Source organism: Kitasatospora sp. NPDC087861 (assembly GCF_044742585.1).
In the GTDB taxonomy this organism is placed as follows: Bacteria; Actinomycetota; Actinomycetes; order Streptomycetales; family Streptomycetaceae; genus Kitasatospora.
In genome coordinates this window covers 18,977-38,600 of record NZ_JBIUUS010000034.1, presented here as the reverse complement: position 1 = coordinate 38,600, position 19,624 = coordinate 18,977, and the positions used below count along the sequence as shown (strand labels likewise).

15 protein-coding genes are annotated in these 19,624 nt (G+C 75.1%); 12 read left to right on the top strand and 3 right to left on the bottom strand.

Going from position 1 to position 19,624, the window contains the following annotated elements; genetic code table 11:
• From infB to ACIOJE_RS33125, 7 genes are all read left to right on the top strand, one after another.
• A partial coding sequence (infB, locus tag ACIOJE_RS33155; RefSeq protein ID WP_400781321.1) for a translation initiation factor IF-2 occupies window positions 1-2,395 on the top strand: 2,395 nt, incomplete at its 5' end.
• 142 nt (window positions 2,396-2,537) lie between these two features.
• Entirely contained in the window at window positions 2,538-2,834 is a 297-nt protein-coding gene (locus ACIOJE_RS33150; protein ID WP_030397729.1) for a DUF503 domain-containing protein, read from the top strand.
• 152 nt (window positions 2,835-2,986) lie between these two features.
• A complete protein-coding gene (rbfA, locus tag ACIOJE_RS33145) occupies window positions 2,987-3,427 on the top strand; it encodes a 30S ribosome-binding factor RbfA (protein ID WP_280685389.1) in 441 nt (146 codons plus the stop codon).
• A gap of 2 nt (window positions 3,428-3,429) precedes the next feature.
• Window positions 3,430-4,533, top strand: a complete 1,104-nt coding sequence (locus ACIOJE_RS33140; RefSeq protein WP_280685388.1) for a bifunctional oligoribonuclease/PAP phosphatase NrnA — start codon at window positions 3,430-3,432, stop codon at window positions 4,531-4,533.
• A gap of 34 nt (window positions 4,534-4,567) precedes the next feature.
• A complete protein-coding gene (truB, locus tag ACIOJE_RS33135) occupies window positions 4,568-5,497 on the top strand; it encodes a tRNA pseudouridine(55) synthase TruB (protein ID WP_280685387.1) in 930 nt (309 codons plus the stop codon).
• 205 nt (window positions 5,498-5,702) lie between these two features.
• Window positions 5,703-9,368, top strand: coding sequence for a serine protease (locus ACIOJE_RS33130; protein ID WP_400781318.1), 3,666 nt, complete (start codon window positions 5,703-5,705; stop codon window positions 9,366-9,368).
• A 65-nt stretch (window positions 9,369-9,433) separates the two neighbouring features.
• A complete protein-coding gene (locus ACIOJE_RS33125) occupies window positions 9,434-10,378 on the top strand; it encodes a bifunctional riboflavin kinase/FAD synthetase (RefSeq protein WP_280685385.1) in 945 nt (314 codons plus the stop codon).
• A 57-nt stretch (window positions 10,379-10,435) separates the two neighbouring features.
• Here ACIOJE_RS33125 and ACIOJE_RS33120 read toward each other — a convergent pair whose 3' ends face one another.
• The 3 genes from ACIOJE_RS33120 to eccE form a co-directional block, all read right to left on the bottom strand.
• Window positions 10,436-12,544, bottom strand: coding sequence for a MinD/ParA family protein (locus ACIOJE_RS33120; protein ID WP_400781315.1), 2,109 nt, complete (start codon window positions 12,542-12,544; stop codon window positions 10,436-10,438).
• 130 nt (window positions 12,545-12,674) lie between these two features.
• Complete coding sequence (locus ACIOJE_RS33115) at window positions 12,675-13,442, bottom strand: hypothetical protein (protein ID WP_400781312.1); 768 nt, start codon at window positions 13,440-13,442, stop codon at window positions 12,675-12,677.
• Window positions 13,442-14,845, bottom strand: a complete 1,404-nt coding sequence (gene eccE, locus ACIOJE_RS33110) for a type VII secretion protein EccE (protein WP_400781310.1) — start codon at window positions 14,843-14,845, stop codon at window positions 13,442-13,444. Before eccE ends, ACIOJE_RS33115 begins: the two co-directional genes overlap by 1 nt.
• A 179-nt stretch (window positions 14,846-15,024) precedes the next feature.
• Here eccE and ACIOJE_RS33105 point away from each other — a divergent pair, with 179 nt between their 5' ends.
• The 5 genes from ACIOJE_RS33105 (at window position 15,025) to ACIOJE_RS33085 (ending at window position 19,592) form a co-directional block, all read left to right on the top strand.
• Window positions 15,025-16,707 (top strand): type VII secretion protein EccB, encoded by a 1,683-nt coding sequence (locus ACIOJE_RS33105; protein ID WP_400781307.1) that lies wholly within the window; start codon window positions 15,025-15,027, stop codon window positions 16,705-16,707.
• Between the two features lie 202 nt (window positions 16,708-16,909).
• On the top strand, window positions 16,910-17,194 hold the full coding sequence (locus ACIOJE_RS33100) for a WXG100 family type VII secretion target (protein ID WP_400781304.1): 285 nt from the start codon (window positions 16,910-16,912) through the stop codon (window positions 17,192-17,194).
• Window positions 17,195-17,296: 102 nt separating this feature from the next.
• Entirely contained in the window at window positions 17,297-17,590 is a 294-nt protein-coding gene (locus ACIOJE_RS33095; protein WP_280685380.1) for a WXG100 family type VII secretion target, read from the top strand.
• Window positions 17,591-17,689: 99 nt separating this feature from the next.
• Window positions 17,690-18,919 carry a type VII secretion-associated serine protease mycosin gene (gene mycP / locus ACIOJE_RS33090; protein WP_400781300.1) on the top strand — a complete coding sequence of 410 codons (1,230 nt, stop codon included), beginning with the start codon at window positions 17,690-17,692 and terminating at the stop codon, window positions 18,917-18,919.
• Window positions 18,920-19,049: 130 nt separating this feature from the next.
• On the top strand, window positions 19,050-19,592 hold the full coding sequence (locus tag ACIOJE_RS33085; RefSeq protein WP_400781298.1) for a SigE family RNA polymerase sigma factor: 543 nt from the start codon (window positions 19,050-19,052) through the stop codon (window positions 19,590-19,592).
• Window positions 19,593-19,624: the final 32 nt, after the last annotated feature.

The following is a 19,624-nucleotide window of genomic DNA, read 5'->3' as shown; positions in this document are numbered from 1 at the left end:
TGGTGCTCCCGGTGCCGACCGTGGCGCCCCGCGTCCGGGTGGCGACCGTCCGCGTCCCGCTGGTGCTCCCGGTGCCGACCGTGGCGCCCCGCGTCCCGGTGGCGACCGTCCGCGTCCGGACGGCATGCCCCGTCCGGCCGGCCCGCGTCCCGGCGGCCCGACCCCGTCCGGCATGCCGCGCCCGAACCCGGGCATGATGCCGCAGCGTCCGGCTCCCGGCCCGCGTCCGGGCCCCGGTGGCCGTGGCCCGGGTGGCCCCGGTGGCCGTCCGGGTGGTCCGGGTGGTGCCGGTGGCGCCCGTCCGGGCTTCCAGGGTCGTCCGGCCGGTCCGGGCTCGCGTCCGGCCGGTGGCGGCGGCTTCGGCGGTCCGCGTCCCGGTGGCGGTGCCCCGGGTGGCGGCGGCGGCTTCGGCCCGCGCCCCGGTGGTTTCGGTGGTCGTCCCGGCGGCCCGGGTGCCCGTGGTGGCACGCAGGGCGCCTTCGGCCGTGGCCCGGGCGGTCGCCCGGCGCGTGGCCGCAAGTCGAAGCGGGCGAAGCGCCAGGAGTACGAGGCCATGCAGGCCCCGTCCGTCGGCGGTGTGATGCTGCCTCGCGGCAACGGCCAGACCGTTCGCCTGTCGAGCGGCGCCTCGCTGATGGACTTCGCGGAGAAGATCAACGCCAACCCGGCCGCGCTCGTCTCCGTCATGTTCAACCTCGGTGAGATGGTCACCGCGACCCAGTCGGTCTCCGACGCGACCCTCGAGCTGCTGGCCGGCGAGATGGGCTTCCAGCTGGAGATCGTCAGCCGGGACGACGAGGACCGCGAGCTGCTGGAGTCGTTCGACATCGACTTCGGCGCCGACGAGGGCGACGAGGACCAGCTGGCCCCGCGCCCGCCGGTCGTCACCGTCATGGGTCACGTCGACCACGGTAAGACCCGCCTGCTGGACGCCATCCGCAAGTCCAACGTGGTGGCCGGCGAGGCCGGTGGCATCACCCAGCACATCGGCGCCTACCAGGTGGCCACGATCGTGAACGGCGAAGAGCGCCCGATCACCTTCCTGGACACCCCGGGTCACGAGGCGTTCTCCGCCATGCGTGCCCGTGGTGCCAAGTCCACCGACATCGCGATCCTGGTGGTCGCGGCCAACGACGGTGTCATGCCGCAGACGGTCGAGGCGTTGAACCACGCCAAGGCCGCGGGTGTGCCGATCGTGGTCGCCGTCAACAAGATCGACGTCGAGGGCGCCGACCCGACCAAGGTCCGCGGTCAGCTGACCGAGTTCGGTCTGGTGGCCGAGGAGTACGGCGGCGACACCATGTTCGTCGACATCTCCGCGCGCCAGGGTCTGAACATCGACCAGCTGCTGGAGGCCGTGGTCCTCACCGCCGACGCCTCGCTCGACCTGCGGGCCAACCCCGAGCAGGACGCGCAGGGTATCGCCATCGAGGCGCACCTCGACAAGGGCCGCGGCGCCATGGCGACCGTGCTGGTCCAGCGCGGTACGCTCCGCGTCGGCGACTCGATCGTCGTGGGCGACGCCTACGGCCGCGTCCGCGCGATGCTGGACGAGAACGGCAACCACCTCACCGAGGCCGGCCCGTCCCGTCCGGTGCTGCTGCTCGGTCTGACCTCGGTGCCCCGCGCCGGCGACAGCTTCATCGTCGTCGACGAGGACCGCACCGCCCGCCAGATCGCCGAGAAGCGCTCGGCCCGCGACCGCAACGCCGCCTTCGCGCAGCGTCGGGTCCGGGTGTCCCTGGAGGACCTGGACAAGGCCATCGCCGCCGGCTCCATCGAGCAGCTCAACCTCATCATCAAGGGTGACGTCTCCGGTTCGGTCGAGGCCCTTGAGGACGCCCTGGTCAAGCTGGACGTGGGCGAGGAGGTCGAGCTCCGGGTGCTGCACCGCGGCGTCGGTGCGATCACCGAGTCCGACGTCGACCTGGCGATGGGCTCGGACGCCATCATCATCGGCTTCAACGTGCGCGCCGAAGGCCGTGCGCGCGCTGCGGCCGACAAGGAAGGCGTGGACGTCCGGTACTACTCGGTCATCTACCAGGCGATCGAGGAGATCGAGAACGCCCTCAAGGGCATGCTCAAGCCCGAGTACGAGGAGGTGCGCCTCGGCTCCGCGGAGATCCGCGAGGTGTTCCGTTCCTCCAAGTTCGGCAACATCGCCGGTGTGCTGGTCCGCGAGGGCCTGCTGCGCCGCAACGCCAAGGCCCGCCTCATCCGCGACGGCAAGGTCGTGGCGGAGAGCCTCACCATCGAGGGTCTGCGCCGCTTCAAGGACGACGCGACCGAGGTCCGCGAGGGCTTCGAGGCCGGTGTGACCCTGGGGTCGTTCAACGACATCAAGGTCGACGACGTCATCGAGACCTACGAGATGCGCGAGAAGCCGCGCGCGTAAGCGGGTGGCCGCCGGGGCCGGTCGACGGGTGGTATTTCCGTCGACCGGCCCCGGTCTCGCTGTGTAGGGTCGGTCCTCGTACGCCAGCCCGGTTCCGGGCGGCTTCCCCCGAGGCCTTCCAGGTCGGCTAGACCTGTCACACATGTTCGTGGGAACACTCACCTTCGACCTGCTGCTGGGCGACGTCCACTCGCTCAAGGAGAAGCGTTCGATCGTGCGGCCCATCGTGGCCGAACTGCAGCGCAAGTACAGCGTGTGCGCTGCCGAGACCGGGAACCAGGATCTGCACCGCAGGGCCGAGATCGGCCTCGCGGTGGTGTCCGGCGAGGCCGGGTACGTCACCGAGATCCTGGACAGCTGTGAGCGGTTGGTCGCCGGCCGCCCCGAGGTGCAACTCCTCTCCGCGAGGAGGCGCTACCACAACGACGACGACGAATGAGAGCCGTGGAGACGGTCGGCGGAAGTCGCCGTTCTCACACGGATCAGGACCCAGAGCGCCCGCAAGGCCGGGCGCGGGCCGGTACTTTGGGGCTTGGGCCCCGACGGGCGCGCAGCCGCCCGGATGCCGGACCCACTGCACGAGGAGGCAACGTGACCGACACCGCAAGGGCGCGCAAGCTCGCCGACCGCATCCAGGTGGTCGTCGCCCAGACCCTGGAGCGGCGGATCAAGGACCCGCGACTGGGGTTCGTGACCATCACCGACACCCGGGTGACCGGGGACCTGCGCGAGGCCACCGTCTTCTACACCGTCTTCGGCGACGAGACCGAGCGCGAGGCGACCGCCGCCGCGCTGGAGAGCGCCAAGGGCGTGATCCGCTCCGAGGTCGGCAAGATCGGGGTGCGCTTCACCCCGACGCTGACCTTCGTCGCGGACGCGCTGCCGGACAACGCCCGGAACATCGACGACCTGCTCGACCGGGCCAAGGCCATCGACGCGGCGGTGCGCACCACCGCCGCGGGCGCGACCTACGCCGGCGACGCGGACCCGTACAAGGTTCCGGCGTCCGAGCGTGACGACGAGGACGAGTAGTCATGGCGGGTGAGCCGGCGAAGGCCGCCTCGCGAGCCGGTTCGACCACGGGGGCGTCCTCCACCAGCACGGTGGAGGGTGCCCTCGCGGCGCTCCCGGGGCCGCGCGCCGAGGAGAGCGGCTTCGAGCTGCTCTGGCAGCAGGTGGTGGCGGAGATCGGGCGGGCGCGTTCGATCGACCTGATCTGCCACATCTGCCCGGACGGCGACGCCCTGGGCTCCTCGCTGGCGGCCGCGCTGGCGCTGCGCGGGCTCGGCAAGCAGGTGCGGGTCTCCTTCGGCGACGACCCGCAGATCGTGCCCGAGTCGCTGGCCTTCCTGCCCGGTCAGGAGCTGATCGTGCCGGCCGCCGAGGTGCCGGACGTCCCCGAGCTGGTGCTCTGCTTCGACGTGGCCGCGGAGAGCCGGCTCGGCCTGCTGCACGGCAAGGCCTTCGCCGCGCCCGCGCTGGTGGTGATCGACCACCACGCCTCCAATCCGGGCTTCGGCACGCACCAGCTGATCGATCCGACCGCGCCGGCCACCGCCGTCCTGGTCGACGAACTGCTGCGCCGGCTCGGCGTCGAACTCGACCAGGACCTGGCCACCTGCCTCTACACCGGCGTCGCCACCGACACCGGCTCGTTCAAGTACCGGGCCACCACGCCCGCCACCCACGAACTCGCCGGGCGGCTGCTGGCCACCGGCATCCGGCACGACCTGATCTCCCGGCAGCTGTGGGACACCTCCTCCTTCGGCTACCTCAAGGTGCTCGCGGGCGCGCTGGACCGGGCCGTCTACGAGCCGGACGCGGCCGGCGGGCTGGGCCTGGTGTGGACCTGGGTGCCGTACCAGGACCTGGTGCTGTTCAGCGTCACGGTCGAGGAGATCGAGGGGCTGATCGACATCCTGCGCCGCCCGGCCGAGGCCGAGGTGGCGCTGGTGCTCAAGCAGGACCCGGACGGCACGCTGCGGGGCTCCTCGCGTTCCAAGGGCGCGGTGGACGTCGCCGCGGCCTGCGCCGAACTGGGCGGCGGGGGGCACGTCTTCGCGGCCGGGTTCAGCGCGCGGGAGGACGTGGCCGCGGTGGTCGAACGGTTCCGGGGCGCGCTGCGACCGGTACGTTGATCATCTCTTGACCGTTTTTTAGAGAAAGAACTTGATGAAGCGCAAAGGCACCGGCCCGGACGGCCTGGTGATCGTCGACAAGCCCGAGGGCATCACCTCGCACGGGGTCGTCGCCAAGCTGCGATGGCTGGCCGGGACACGGAAGGTCGGGCACGCCGGGACGCTGGACCCGATGGCCACCGGCGTGCTGGTGATCGGCGTCGAGCGGGCCACCCGGCTGCTCGGGCACCTGATGCTCACCGCCAAGACGTACGAGGCGACCATCCGGCTCGGCCAGACCACCGTCACCGACGACCGGGAGGGCGAGGTCACCGCCGCCACCCCGGCCGACGGGGTGACCCGGGAGGCGATCGACACCGGGATCGCCGCGCTCACCGGCGAGATCATGCAGGTGCCCTCCAAGGTCAGCGCGATCAAGATCGACGGCAAGCGGTCGTACGCGCGGGTGCGCGAGGGCGAGGACTTCGAGCTCGCGGCCCGGCCCACCACGATCCACTCCTTCACCGTGCACGGGCAGCGCGCGGCGGTGGCCGAGGACGGCACGCCGGTGGTGGACCTGGACGTGACCGTCGAGTGCTCCTCCGGCACCTACATCCGGGCACTGGCCCGCGACCTGGGCGCCGGGCTCGGCGTCGGCGGCCACCTGACCGCGCTGCGGCGGACCAGGGTCGGGCCGTACTCGGTGGAGTCGGCGCACACCCTGGAGCAGCTGGAGGCCGCCGTCACCGGCGACTCCGCCGCGGGGCTGCAGGTGCTGCCGATCGCCGAGGCCGCGGCGGCCGCCTTCCCGCGCTGGGACCTGGACGAGGCGGCGGCGGAGAAGCTGTCGCACGGCGCCCGGCTCAAGGCGCCCGGGCTGGGCGTGGACGGGCCGATCGCGGTGTTCGGGCCGGACGGGCGCTTCCTCGCGCTGGTCGAGGAGAAGGGCGGGCAGGCGAAGCCGGTCGCGGTCTTCGTCGGCTGAGGCCCCTCGCCGCAGTTCACCCCCGTCGGGAGTCATCCCGGCGGGGGTTTCACTCGTCCGGGGGGGCGCGCGAGGTGAACGGCCGTGGTGAGCGGCGCGGGCGCGGTCGGGCCCGCTCCCGGGCGGGCAGGCTCCCCGGCGGCGAGCAGGTCGCCGTGACGAGTCCGCTCCCGGGCTGCCCGGCCCTGCGGGGAGGGCAGTGCGAATGCCGGGATTCCTGGACGGCGACGGTGTGGCGGGGGAGCCCGGGCGGTACCTGCTGCGGATCCGCGACCTCAACGGGCGGCTGCACGGCTTAGGGTTCGTCGCCGATCCGCAGGGCACCGTCCTCACCGCGCACGAGAGCGTCACCGGCCTGGACCGGATCGTCCTGCACACCCCCGGCGGGCAGACCCGGGTGGTGGGCCCGGACGCGGTGCTGCCGCTGCCCGAGCACGGGCTCGCCCTGGTGCGCACCGAGGCGGTCGGCGGGCTGCCCGTACCGCCGCTGCCGGTCGCCGCGCTCGGGGCCGGGCCCGAGGTGCTGGTGCCCGCGCTGGCCGGTGAGGAGGAACGGGCGGTGGCGCTGCGCTGCGGCCTGCTGGGCGTCACCGGCGCCGGGTACGTCCGGCCGGACGGCGGCCACCTGCCGGGCGGGCTGCTGCTGCTCGACCCGCCGGTGCTCGCCGGCGTAGCGGTGCCGGCCGGCGCGCCGGTGCTGGACGCCCGCAGCGGCGCCGTGGTGGCGCTGGCCGTGCCCGCGCTGCGCGACCCGCAGTACGGCGGCGCGCTGCCCGCGGTACCGGCCGGTGGCGGCGCGGTCGTCGCCCCGCCGCTGGCCGAACTGCTGGCTCGCAACGCCGCGGCCGTGCCCGCCTACGGGACCGCGCTCAACCTGGCCGGGGTGCTGCGGCTGACCGCCGCGCAGCTGGCCGCCGCCGGGGCCGGACCCGGCCGGGTGGCCGGGCTCGCCGCCGACCGGGTCGACCGGCCCGACGGGCTGACCGGGGACGAACCGCCGGCCACCGTCACCGCGCTGGTCGGCGCCCCCGGCAGCGGGCGCTCCACCGAACTCGCCGCCCTCGCCGCCCGCCGCGCCGACGGCGCCCGGCCGCTGCCCACCCTCTGGCTGCGCGGCGCCGATCTGCTGGCCGAGGACCGCTCGCTCGCCGCCCCGGTGGAGCGGGCGCTGGCCGCCGCCGCGGCCGAACTGGGCATCCCGGCGCCCGCGCCGGAGCCGGTGGCGGCGCTGTGCGCGGCGGCCGGGCGGCCGCTGCTGGTGGTCCTGGACGGCCCCGAGGAGTCCCCGGCGCCGCAGGACCCGCGCTGGCTGCGCGGCGCCGGGGACTGGCTGACCGGCTGCGGGGCGCGGCTGCTGACCGCCTGCGGCGAGGAGGCCTGGGAGCGGCTGGCGGCCCAGAAGTGGGGCAGCGGCACGGACCGTACCCGGTGCGCGGACCAGCCGGAGCCGGGCGGCGACCTGGCCAGCGCCCCCACCGTCCGGATGGACGGCGCCGGCCCGGGCGCCCCGACCCTCGGCGGGCACCGGCTCGGCCCGCTGCCCGCCGAGGCGGCCGAGCGGGTGCGCCGCCGGTACGGGCTGCCGCCGGGCTGGCCGGCCGCCGCCGACGCGCGGCACCCGCTGGCCGCCCGGCTGGCCGGTGAGCTGTGGGCGGAGGGCCTGCGCGGGGAACCGGCGCGCCGGGGCGAGCTGTTCGGCGCCTACCTGGACCTGCGCTGCCTGCGGGTGGCCCAGCGGCTGGCCGAGGACGGCCGGCCGCGCCGCCCGGGCGCCCACCGCCGGGGCTCCGCCCGGCCCGCCGGGCCGTCCCACGGGCGGGTGCGGCGGCTGGCGGCGGCGGTGGCCGGGCGGGTGCACGAGGCGGCCCGGCGGATGCTCGGCGCCGAGCCGGGCGGGCTGGGCCGGGCCGCGTTCGAGGAGCTGTTCCCGGCGTCCGGCGGCTGGGCCACGGCCGTCCTCGCCGAGGGCTTGTTCGTCCCCGCCGGGCCCGGATTCCGGTTCGCGCACGGGGAGTTCGCGGACTGGCTGCAGGGTCTGCACCTGGACCTGGACGCCGCGCTGCGGATGCTGCTGGGCGAGACCGAGGACACGCCCCCCTCGCTCGCCGACGGGCTGGGGGCGTCTCCCGGCGGCCGGGCCGGGGGAGCGGGGCCCCACCCGCGCGGCGCGGTGCGCGCCGTCCCCCGGCACCGGATCGGCCCGGTCGCCGCCGCGCTGCGCCGGCTGGCCGAGACCTGGGGCGCGCCCGCCCTGGACCCGTGGCTGCACCGGCTCTGGCGCGCCCTGGACCTGCGCCCGTCGGGCAGCGAACCGGCCTGGTGGGCCTGCCGGTTGCTCACCGCCGGGCTGGCCGCCAGCCCCGATCCCGCCGAACACCGGGCACTGCTCGACCAGTTGGCGGGGCGGATCGCCGAACAGGCGGCCGCGGCGGGCGGGGTGGACGGGCTGCCGACGGCGGGGCTCGGGGCGTTCGGCCCGGCGTTCTGGACCGGGCTCGGTCTGCCCGTCGAGGCCGAACTCGCACTGCTGCGCCGCCTGGTGGCCGCCGACGGGCCCGGGCAGCCGTTCCTCGGCGCGGCGGCCGAGCGGCTGCGCGCCGACCCGGCCGCGGTGTTCCCGCTGCTCTGCGCCTGGTTCGACGACCCGCGCGGCCTGCCCGGCCGTCCCGGCCGCACCGTCGCCGACCTCGCCCACGACCTGCTGCACGCCCACCGCAGGCTCGCCCTGGACGAATTGGCCGACGCGCTGGCCGACGCCGCGCACCCGAGGGCGGACGCGCTGCTCACCGTGCTCGCGGTCGAGGAGCCCTCCGCGCTCTGCCGGGCGGTGGACCGCTGGAGCCATGACCGGAGGCCCGAGCGGCACGTCGCCGCCGCCGTGCACGCCCTGCGGGTCGCCCCGTACGCCGCCGGAGCCGCCGCCGGACTGCTGCGGTTCACCGCGCTGACCCTGCTCGCCCGCGAGGACGAACCGGGCCTGCACGGCGCCGCGCTCGCCCTGCTGGTCGGCGATCCGGAGACCCGGGCCGAGCACCTCCCCGCCGCGCTCGCACTGCACCGGGCGGGCGGCGACGCCTTCCTCACCCCCCGGGCGCTCGCCCCGGCCCTGGAGAGCGACCCGGAGCCCGTGCTGGCCGCGCTCGCCGACCGGCTGGCGGCCCCGGGCGCGGCCGCCGCCGAGACCCTGCGGGTACTGGCCGAGGCCCGCACCCCGGTGGCCACCCGGCGGGGCGCCGAACTGGCCGCCCGGCTGCTGCGCGACCACCCGGCGCTGGCCGGGCCGGTCGCCGTCGACTACCTGGGCCGCCGCCTGGAGCGCGCCGCGACCGCCGGCCCGGCCGCCCGGCTGGAGCTGCGGGTGCTGCTCGGCGGCGCGCTGGCCGCCCGTGCGGCGGGCGTGCGGCGGCCGTTCGCGCAGGTGCTGTCCGTCCCGGTGGCGGACCCGGCGGCGGACGCGCTGCGCTGCGAGTTGCTGGACACCCTGCTCGCCACCGAGACCGACCCGGCGGTGCTGACCGCGGCCGTGGAGCGGTTGGCCGAGCACTGCGCGGCCGAGAAGCCGGCCCGGGCCCGGGCGGTGCTGGCCCGGGCGACACCCGGCCTGCCGGCCGCCGACGAGCTGCTGGTGCGCTGCGCGGGCCGCTCGGCGGCGTTCGCGCAGCTGCTCACCCAGTGGCCGCGGGAGGCCGCCCCGACCCGGCCGGACGGCCCCCGGCTGGCCCGGATGCGCGCCCTGGCGGCGGCCGGCCGCGACCCGCAGTACGCCGCCGCCGAGGCGGAGCGGACCGCGCTCGGGCGGGCCGTACGGCCGCCGGTGCGCCCAACCCGTATTCCGGTGCCGGAGCAGGAGCAGGCGCATGGCACGCTATAGGGGTTCGGGTTTGAGCGTTTGAGCGTACAGAGGGTACGCGCCGTACGGAACAAGGAGCGGTCAGGGTGCAGCGCTGGCGTGGCCTGGAGGAGATCCCCGGTGACTGGGGACGCAGCGTCGTCACCATCGGCTCGTTCGACGGGGTGCACCGCGGGCATCAGCTGATCATCGGCCGGGCGGTCGAGCGCGCCCGCGAACTCGGCCTCCCCGCGGTCGTGGTGACCTTCGACCCGCACCCGCGCGAGGTCATCCGTCCGGGCAGCCACCCGGCGGTGCTCGCCCCGCAGGCGCGCCGCGCCGAGCTGATGGCGGGCCTCGGCGTGGACGCGGTGCTGGTGCTGCCGTTCACCCCGGAGCTGTCCCAGGAGTCGCCGGAGACCTTCGTCCGGCAGGTCCTGGTCGACGCGCTGCACGCCCGGGCCGTCGTCGAGGGCCCCAACTTCCGCTTCGGGCACCGGGCCGCCGGGGACGTCGCGCTGCTCGCCGAGCTGGGCCGGTCGGCCGGCTTCGACGTCGAGGTGGTCGACCTCCAGGTGAGCGGCACCGCCGGGGCCGGCGAGCCGTTCTCCTCCACCCTGACCCGGCGGCTGGTCGAGGCCGGGGACATGGCCGGCGCCGGCGAGGTGCTGGGCCGCCCGCACCGGGTCGAGGGCGTGGTGGTGCGCGGCGCGCAGCGCGGCCGTGAACTCGGCTACCCGACCGCCAACGTCGAGACCGTGCCGTACAGCGCGATCCCGGCCGACGGCGTGTACGCGGGCTGGCTGACCGCGGACGGCGAGCGGATGCCCGCCGCCATCTCGGTCGGCACCAACCCGACCTTCGACGGCACCGCGCGCACCGTCGAGGCGTACGCCATCGACCGGGTCGGCCTGGACCTGTACGGGCTGCACGTGGCCGTGGACTTCCTGGCCTACCTGCGCGGGATGGAGAAGTTCGACTCCATCGAGGCGCTGCTCGACCGGATGGCCGACGACGTCAAGCAGGCCCGCGAGCTGACCGACGGCGCCTGAGCGCCGCCGCGCCACGGGGAAGGGCCCGCCGACCTGGTGTCGGCGGGCCCTTCGGCGTCACTGCTGCGGGGGGCCGTAGCCGGGCGGCGGCTGGTAGCCGTCCGGCTGGGCCGGCGGGGCGGGCTGCGGCGGCTGGCCCTGGGCGGGCGGGTAGCCGTAGCCCGGGCCCGGCTGCGGCGCGGGCGGCTGCTGGGCGCCCGGCTGCGGCCAGGCCGCCGGGGCGGGGGGCTGCTGCGGGTAGCCGTACCCGGGCGGGGGCGGCGGGGCCTGGCCGGGCTGCGGCGCCCACGGCGCCCCGGGGGCCGGCTGGGCGGCCTGCCCCGGCTGCCCTGCGTACGGCTGTGGTTGCGGCTGCGGCTGGCCGGCCTGCGCCGGGTACGCCGCCGCCTGCGCCTGCTGCTGCCACCCGGACTGCTGGGCGGCGGCCTGCTGGGCCCGGATGATGTCCTCGCCGACCAGGGTGGCCAGCTCGAAGTAGGCCTCGCGGACCTTGGGCCGCATCATGTCGAGGTTGACCTCGGCGCCGGCCGCCAGGCTCTCGTCGAACGGCACCACGACCACCCCGCGGCAGCGGGTCTGGAAGTGCGCGACGATGTCCTCGACCTTGATCATCTTGCTGGTCTCGCGCACCCCGGAGACCACCGTGATGCTGCGCTGCACCAGGTCCGCGTAGCCGTGCGCGGAGAGCCAGTCCAGCGTGGTCGAGGCGCTGGAGGCGCCGTCCACGCTCGGGGTGGAGACGATGATCAGCTGGTCGGCGAGGTCCAGCACCCCACGCATCGCGCTGTACAGCAGGCCGGTGCCGGAGTCGGTCAGGATGATCGGGTACTGGCGGCCCAGCACCTCGATGACCTGGCGGTAGTCCGAGTCGTTGAACGTGGTCGAGACCGCCGGGTCGACGTCGTTCGCCAGGATCTCCAGGCCCGAGTTGAGGTCCTGCGAGGTGAACTGACGGATGTCCATGTAGCTGCGCAGGTGCGGGATGGCCGTCACCAGGTCGCGGATGGTCGCGCCGGTCTGGCGCTTGACCCGGCGGCCCAGGGTGCCGGCGTCCGGGTTGGCGTCGATCGCGATCACCTTGTCCTGGCGCTCGCTGGCCAGGGTCGCGCCGAGCGCGGTGGTGGTCGTGGTCTTGCCGACCCCGCCCTTGAGGCTGATCACGGCGATCCGGTAGCAGCTCATCACCGGGGTGCGGATGATCTCCAGCTTGCGGGACTTCTCGGCGGCCGCCGCCTTGCCGCCGAACTGGAAGCGCGGCTGCTGGCGCTGCTGCTTGGGCTGGCTGCGCAGCAGCCGGTCCGAGGACAGCTCGACCGCGGCGGTGTAGCCGAGCGGCGCGCCGTGCGCGACCTGCTGCGGGGCGGCGGACTGCTGGAACGCGACGGGCGGCGGCACGGCGGCGTCCTGCGCCGGCCACGGGTGCGCGGCGCCGGGCTGCGGGCCGGGCTGGGGCTGGGCCGCCGGCGGATAGCCGGCGGGCTGCGGCCAGCCGCCCTGGCGCGGGTCCACCGGCGCGGCGGGCTGCGGCTGCTGCGGCTGTACGGGCTGCGGCTGGGCGGCCCACGCGGCGGCCTGCGGGTCCTGCGGTTGCTGCTGCGGGGGCAGGTGCTGCGCGGGCGGCTGCGCGTACGACTGCGGCGGGACCGGCTGGGCGGGCTGCACCGGCTGCGGGGCCGGGCTCGGGTACGCGTACGGCTGCGGCGGTTGCTGCGGAGCCGGGACGGGCTGCGGCTGCGCCAGGGCCTCCGCCGTCGGCCAGCCCGGGGTGGGGCCGGGTGCCGGGAACGGGACGTGCTGCGCCTCGGCCTGGGCGGGCTGGACGGGCGGTGCGGGCTGGACGGGCGGTGCGGCCTGGACGGGCGGTGCGGCCTGGACGGGCGCGGGCGCCTGATCCGGCGTCGGGGCCGGGGCCGGGGCCGGAGCCGGGGCCTGAGCCGCCAGGGGGGTCTGGGGCGCCGGGGTCTGTGCCGCCGGGGTCTGGGCCGCCGGTGCGGCCTTGCCCACGTGCGGAGCCTCGGCCACCGGGGTCGGCGGCTGCGGCGGCGTCTGCACGGCGTCCGTCTGGACGTACCAGGACGGGGGAGTGTAGTCGGGCGCGTCGGACCAGTCGTCGTCGTCCTCCGCCGCGTTGTCGCCGACGTAGACGCCGTCCCGATCGCTGCTCACTAGGGCTCCCTCGTGTTCGCCGCCGCTGGTTTCCGCGGTGCCGTTGCCGCATCAAAGACTAGGCCGTGCGGCAACCCCCTTTGAAGGCGGCGTCGGATCCGGAGCGGACCTCCGGGCCCGGCGCCGCCGCTCAGTCCATCCGGCGCGGACCGCCGAGAACCTGCTGCTCGGCCTGCCCGGCCACGGCCCGTACGTACTGGCGCCGCATCCGCGTGGCCCACAGCGTCAGGTCGTCGCCGAGGGTGGGCAGCGCGGCGATGTCCTCCGGCGGGAGGGACAGCACCCGGCCGGTCAGTTCCGCCTCCTGCGGGGAGATCCGCTGCACGCCCACCAGGTCGGCCGCGTTGAGCACCCGGGCCGCGTTCGGGCCCAGGTACGGCAGCAGGGTCAGGGTGGTCTGCCAGGGAGCCGCGGAGAGCCGGCTGCGCGGCGGGCGGGCGCCGAGGTCGCGCACCACCAGCACCGGCGAGGTCACCGAGGCACCCTGCGGGCCGAGCCGGCCGACCTGGTGGACCGTCACGCACGGCTGCCCGCCGCCGGCGGCCTGCGCCAGCGGGCCCCACAGCTGCCCGCGCGCGGTCTCCACCGCGACCCGGGCGCCGATCGCGGCCGCCCGCAGCGCGATGACCTGCGCCGTCCACACGCCGCCGACCAGCACCAGGTCGTACGCGCTGGGCCGGAACAGGCCGAGCACCGCGGGCAGCCCCTGCGGGTCGGCGCCGATCACCACGCCGTCGTCGCCGACCGGGAAGGCCAGCGCCCCGAGGTCCGCGGCGTCGAGCACGTGCTTCTCCCGGCGCGGGCCGCGCAGCCCGAAGCCGGGCAGGATCCGCGTCCGCACCCGGGGCTGCTCGGCGCCGCGCTGCGGCCCGGGGGTCGGATAGGTCTGGTACGCCATCAGGACGCTCCTCCCAGCGGCAGGGTGGCGAGCACCCCGGGGGCCTGCTCCAGGTCGAGCCGGACCAGGCCGAGTCCGGCGCCCTGCGCCCGGGCTTCCACCTGGCGGCCGACCTGCGTCACCTCGCTCTCGCTGCGCCCGGTCACCCGCAGGTGCCCGCTGACCGTCACCGAGCCGCCGGTGCCGTGGCCGGCGGTCAGGCTGAAGGTGCTGGCCAGCGCGGGGGAGCCGGTGATCAGGTTGACCAGGTCCGGCGCGGCGATCCGGCCGGGGGTGCCGCCGGGGCGGCTGAGCTGCGGCCAGCGGGAGATCCAGTAGGTGCTGTGCCAGCGGTCGTCGATCCGCCAGAACCGGTTGCTCTCCTGGGTGCGGCGGGTGGTGCCGCCGCCGCTGCCGGTGCCCTGGCGCCCGGCCACCGCGAGCGGGTTGGCGCAGGTGGAGATGGCCAGCGCGGCGATCAGCTCGCGCTCGTCCAGCACGGTCGCGTTGAACCCGGCGCTGTTGAGCCGCCCGGCCAGCTGGTCGGTGACCCGCTGCAGCGCCTTGCGGGCGCCCTCCTCGCCGCCGCCGCGGGCCCGGACGGCGGTCGCGGCCCGCTCCGGGTCGAGCTTGAGCGCCACCCAGGTCAGCCGCAGCCCCGGGGTGGCGGTGCCGTCCGGCAGCTCCCGGTAGGCGCGGGCGGCCAGCGACTGCTCGGGCAGGTGCGGGGCCGGGGCCGGCTGGGTGTGCTGGACGAGCTGCACCGACTCCAGGGTGATGTCGTCCACCTTCAGCGCCGAGCAGATCACGTCCAGGGGCAGCGGCAGCGCGGTGCGCACCGGGCGCAGCGGCTGGTCCTTGGCCTGGACGAGCAGCACCGAGCTGAGGAAGGTGCCGTCGCCGACCATGCCGGTCTCCCGGCGGACCGGGCGGCCCCCGAAGTCGGCCTCGGTGGCGTGGGTGCAGGTGCGCAGCGCCGGTTCGAGCTCCAGCGTCGGGGCCAGCGCCGGGTCGGTGCCGGCCGGCGGCAGCGTGCTGCGGGCCCGCCGGCGGCGGGACTTGAGGGCGGCGCGCACCCGCAGCAGTTCGGGGATGGTCCGGCCGCGCAGCGGGATCACGGCGAGGACGACCAGGACCAGCGCGACGGCGCCGAAGCCGGCGGCGACCGGCCGGCTGATCGTCCAGCCCACCGCGACCAGCGCCGCCGCGACCTCGACCAGGACGAGCTGTTGGAGCTTCAGCCGGCCGCCGAGCAGGCCGGGCCGGGGGTTGACCGGGATCTGGACCGGCCCGCCACCGCCACCGCCGGGCTGCTGCGTGGGTGCGGTCCCGGTTGCGGGGCCGCCGCGCTGCGCCCGGCCGGAGCGGCGCGACCGCCCGCCCGTTGCCGAGTCGCGGCGTCCTGGAGCGGTCTGGTTTGGCATCCCCCGGGTGACCCTCTCTGCTCAGTTGCCGCGGCCCGGCTGGATGGTTCGCGGACCGTACCCGTACCGTACTCACCGTCTGCTGCCGCATCGTAGAGGGTTCGTGCGGGTTCGCGCCCGGCGGGTGCGGGCGGCGGGGCAGGCCGGTCCGACAATGTCCGACAAGGGGGACGACGAGGATGGCATCGCGCCGGGACGAGCTGAACGCGTACACCTTCGCCCGCAAGCGCACGGTGGGGGCCTTCCTGCTGCCCGGTGGCGGCGGCAGCGACGAGGACTCGCCGCGTCCGGTGAAGGCGGTGCTGCCGAGCGTCCTGGCCGGGGCCGTGGTGGTCGCCGGGTTCGGGCTGTGGGGGGTGTTCAAGCCCAGCGCGCCGCTGCACTGGGACGACGGCAAGAACGTCGTCCAGGGCAAGAAGTCGACCACCCGGTACGTGGTGCTGATCGACCCGGACGGCAAGACCAAGCGCCTGCACCAGGTCCTCAACATGTCCTCGGCGCGGCTGGTGCTGCCGGCCGACGCCAAGGTGGTGGTGGTCGACGACGGGGTGCTCGACAGCTACCCCAACCACGGCCCGACCATCGGCATCCCGTACGCGCCGGACAAGCTGCCGACGAGGGACAACGCGGACAAGCCGATGAAGTGGTCGGTCTGCGACCGCCCGGGCTCGGACGACAAGCAGGAGACCGTCAACCAGGCGGTGTTCGTGGCGGCCGGTCCGGACGCGGCGGCGCTGGGGGCCAAGGGCCGGATGCTCGGCCAGGACCAGCTGCTGCTGGTGCAGCAGGCGGACGAGCAGCAGGTCTCCGCGCAGCCGGCGCCGGGCCAGCCCGCCGCCAAGCCGGGGGACGCGAAGGTCTTCCTGGTCGACGCGCAGGGCCGCAAGCACGGGATCGGCTCGGCGCAGGCGGACGACAAGGAGCGCAAGGCGCTGATCACCGCGGTCTTCGGGCCCAACGCGGTGCCGCAGCGGGTCAAGCGCGAGTGGCTGGACACCCTGGTGACCGGCAGCCCGATCGCCTTCCCGAAGATCGACGGGGTGGCGGACAGCCCGAACCCCAACTCCTCGGTGGCGCTGGGCAACCAGTCCGACCGCCGGATCGGCCGGCTGGTGCACTACCAGGACCGCCACTACGTGGTCGGCAAGGACAGGCTCTACCTGGTGACGCCGTTCCAGGCGGAGCTGATCCGGCAGAACCCGGCCTACCAGGACCTCTACAAGTACGACGCCGACAAGAGGCCTCGCAGCGACGAGATGACCCCGGCCGACCACGCCTCGCTCGGCAGTGACACCCGGTTGCCGAACACCGGGGACGACTGGCCGCTGAAGTCCGGTGCGCCGGCCAACAACTGGCAGGACCGGCAGGACGCGCGCCTGGTCGTCTGCAGCACCTTCGACGGCGTCGCCGAGGACGGCCGCACGCCCCGGCGCAGCGTCTGGGCCGGGACGTCCTACCCGGCGGCGTACAACAACGGCGCGGGCGCCGCGTACGTGACGCCCGGTCACGGCCTCTTCTACCGTGCGCTGGACAACACGGCGGGCGGCTCCGGCACCGACTTCCTGATCACCGAGACCGGCCTGCGCTACTCCGTCCCGTCCAACGGCGACGGCGGCCGCGGTGCCACCGCCTCGCCGGGCGCGCAGCCGGGCCAGGGCGGCGCCCCGAGGACGCCCACCCCGCAGCCGAGCACCACCGCGCCGGACCAGCAGCAGCCCCCGCAGGACGAATCGGGCGCCAACCAGGCCCGGTTGGGCTACAAGGAGGTCCAGCCGCTCCCGGTTCCGCGCGAGTGGTCGGACCTGGTCCCGGCCGGTCCGCCGCTGACCGCGAAGAGCGCCGCCCAGCCGCAGAACGCCTGATCGGTCAAGCCCGGCAACGGACTTGGCCTCCGTGTCATGGTCTGGTAACTCCTCCGTGCTCGGTGTTGGGTGAGCTGCGTGTGCCGACTACAGTGCTCCTGGACATCACTCGGGTGATGTGGCAGGCGGGCTGCAAGGCCCTCCGCATACGCAATGTTTGTCTCATGGGGGACGGTGGAGCATGGCTCAGGGTCAGTTCACGATGACTGCGCAGGAGATGCTGGCTTTCGCCAAGCGGATCGAGGACGCGATCGGGAAGATCGAGGCCGAGCGGCAGAAGCTCATCAGCACGGTCGACGGCATCACCGGGGGCTGGCAGGGCCAGGCGGCGACCGCCTACAAGACCCTGCAGGACCAGGTCAACACCGACATCGCGAAGCTGAAGGAGTCGCTGAGCGCGATCCAGCACGCGATCGAGCTGACCACCAAGCACTACGCGAGCACCGAAGAGGAGCAGAAGGCGCTGTTCTCCAACGCCCAGAGCTGATCAGCCGCACCGCGCTGATCGCCGTTCTGTTCCGACCTTCCGCTCGGTGGGGCGCCCGCGGCTGAGCGCGGGGTGCTCCGCATCCTCGTCAAGGGAGACATCGTGTCCGACCACATCCTCGTCAACTTCGAGACCGTCCACCACGCGGCCGAGGAGGTGCGCGCCTCGGCCGGCCGCATCGACCACCTGCTGAACGACCTCAAGGGCGACGTCAACCGCATCGCCTCCAGCTGGCAGGGCGCGGCCCAGCAGGGCTACCAGGCCCACCAGGCCCAGTGGGACGCCCGCGCCTCCGACCTGCAGAAGGTCTGCGCGCAGATCGCGACCTCGCTGGACAACGCCGCGCAGAGCTACAAGACCACCGAGAACAACAACGCCAAGCTCTGGCAGAACTGACCGCGCGTTCCAGGCGGGAACGTCAGGGGGCGGGTGCCCGGACTCCGGGTGCCCGCCCCCGACGCGCGGCACGGGGTGGACGACATGAGGGGTGGCAGGGTGTCCGGACGCGGGTACCGGAAGGCGGCGGCGGCACTGGCCGCGCTCGCCGTGCTGGGCGGTCCGCTCGCGGCCCCGGCGTACGCCGACGGCCCCGGCCTGGCCGCCGCCGGCGACTGCCCCAAGTCCGCGCCCGACGTCCCGACCGTGCCGTGGTCGCTGCAGCGACTGCTGCTCGACGAACTCTGGCAGGGCGGGCGGACGACCGGCGTGGGGGTGACCGTCGCGGTCATCGACACCGGCGTGGACGACCAGAACCCGCAGCTGGCCGGCAAGGTCGTGGAGGGCGCCAGCCTGCTGGTCAACCGGGAGACCAAGGAAAGGGTCCCGGGCACTTCCAAGGACGACCCGGTCGGCCACGGCACCAAGGTCGCCGGCATCATCGCCGCCCGCCGTTACGACAAGACCGGCTTCGTCGGGCTCGCCCCCGACGCCATGATCCTGTCGATCCGCCAGAACGACAGCGACGGCAACGGCGACGTCTCCACGCTCGTCCAGGCCATCAACGAGGCGATCAAGGCCCAGACCAAGGTCATCAACATCTCCCAGGACGTCCGCGGCGCCGGCACCGCGGGCTTCGGCGGCTACCAGGAGCTGAAGGCCGCCGTCCAGGCCGCCGAGGACAACGGCATCGTGGTGGTCGCCTCCACCGGCAACGACGGCAAGGAGGGCGACACCTACCCCGCCGCGTTCCCGACCGTGCTCGCCGTCGGCGCCTCCGACCGCAACAACGAGCGCGCCCCGTTCTCCCAGTACGGCTCCTTCGTGAAGGTCGCCGCACCCGGCGTCGACATGCTCTCCACCGTCCCCAGGGGCGGCCAGTGCGTCGACAACGGCACCAGCTTCTCCGCCCCGTACGTCTCCGGGCTCGCCGCGCTGCTGGTCGGCGCCCACCCGAACTGGAAGCCGGCCCAGGTGCGGGCCTGGATCGAGCAGACCGCCCAGCGCACCCAGCGCGACCCGGACCAGTTCATCGGCTGGGGCGTGGTCGACCCGGTCAAGGCCGTCACCAAGGCGCCCGAGAGCGCGCCGTTCACCGCCACCCCGGACGCCCCCGTCCAGCTGGCCGCCGCCCCGATCGTGCCCCGGCCGGTCGGCCTCGGCGAGACCCAGGCCGACCGCGACGGCCGCACCGCGACGTACGTCCTCGGCGTCGGGGCGCTGCTGGTCGCGCTGCTCATCGGCGGCGGCGTCGTCCTGCGTGACCACCGCCGCAGGTCCGCCGACTGATCCGGGTGCACGGCACCTGACCGGTGCCCGGGGAGTGCGCGGAAGAATCCTCTGAAACGCCTGTAACACCGTGGGCCGCTCGCCGCATCCAAGAGGTGTCAGGGAGCGCGGACACGGGGGCGGGGCACGCATGGGGCGGATCGGGGCGGGCCGGGAGGCCAAGGACGCCGAGTTCCTGGAACTGGTGTCCAGTCGTACCGGCCACCTGTACCGCTCGGCCTGCCTGCTGACCAGCGGCGACACCCACTACGCCGAGGACCTCGTCCAGGAGGCCCTCAGCCGGATGTACGTGCTCTGGCGGCGCAGCGCCTGGACGGGCGGCCGGGACCGGATCGACAACCCGGCCGCCTACACCCACACCGTGATGGTGCGCACCTTCCTCGCCCAGCAGCGCCGTCGCTCCAGCGGCGAGCGCCCCACCGAGGCCCTGCCCGAGCCGGCGGGGCGGGAGGCGGACAGCACCCTGCGGCTGACCCTCCTCGACGCCCTCGGCCGGATGCCGGCCAAGGACCGCGCCGTCCTGGTGCTGCGCTACTGGGAGGACCGCAGCGTCGAGGAGACCGCCGAGGTGCTGCGCGTCTCCTCCGGCGCGGTCCGCACCCGTACCAGCCGGGCCCTGGCCCGGCTGCGCACCCTGCTCGGCGACTCGCTGGCCGAGTTCGCCGCCCGCTGACCACTTTCGTAATCCGTGACGCAAGGAGACGG